General features: G+C 40.2%; 1 tRNA gene and 1 rRNA gene. Both read right to left on the bottom strand.

Features of this window, described 5'->3' with window-relative positions:
- Positions 1–203 (bottom strand): 23S ribosomal RNA (locus tag V6256_RS15130); the annotation flags it as partial.
- Between the two features lie 383 nt (positions 204–586).
- Positions 587–662, bottom strand: a tRNA-Glu gene (locus V6256_RS15125).
- Positions 663–845 lie beyond the last annotated feature (183 nt).

Below are 845 nucleotides of genomic sequence, written 5' to 3'. Positions count from 1 at the left end.
GTACTTAGATGTTTCAGTTCCCCTCGTTTGCTTCGCTATGCTATGTATTCACATAACGATGACACTAAGTGCCGGGTTGCCCCATTCGGAAATTCCAGGATATAACGCTTGTTATCAACTCCCCTGGACTTATCGCAGATTACCACGTCCTTCATCGCCTCTAATTGCCTAGGCATCCACCGTGCACGCTTATTCACTTAACCATACAACACCTAAAGAGTGTCGTATGTTGTTTCCAAGACGCTTGCGATCCTCATATTTACATATGAAAAACGTTTACGTTTTTCGTGCACCTAACACTCAAAGAGTGTGTAGATACGTACTCATTACATTTGCATGTAATGTGCATTTTATTTTTGCTTGATTACAACATTAAAACCGAAGTTTTAATATTGAGAACTCGTTTAATTCATCGTAATGAATTAAACATTTCGTTTTATTTATCACACCAATCAACACTAAGTGTCATTGTTTTTGTGCGATAAATAAGAACATTTATCAGCTTTCCTAATTGTTAAAGAGCAGTGTTAAAAAACACTTAATAAACAGTGTATTGCTTATTGAGTGTTTCTTGCTAGATAGTAGTTGGTATCCCCAAGGGGATTTGAACCCCTGTTACCGCCGTGAAAGGGCGGTGTCCTAGGCCTCTAGACGATGGGGACCCGGAACTATTTTTGCGCTTTATCATTCTAATCAAACAATCTGTGTGGGCACTCGATGAGTATTTGCGAAGCAAAAACTCATGCCGGTAGGTTTATTTGCCAAAGCAAATTCACCGTAAGGCTTGTTAATGTGTTTCTTTACGTAAGGAGGTGATCCAGCCCCAGGTTCCCCTAGGGCTACCT

Source organism: Psychromonas aquatilis (assembly GCF_038155185.1).
In the GTDB taxonomy this organism is placed as follows: Bacteria; Pseudomonadota; Gammaproteobacteria; order Enterobacterales; family Psychromonadaceae; genus Psychromonas; species Psychromonas aquatilis.
The sequence above is the reverse complement of the archived record's forward strand: the minus strand, read 5'-3'. Positions and strand labels throughout refer to the sequence as shown.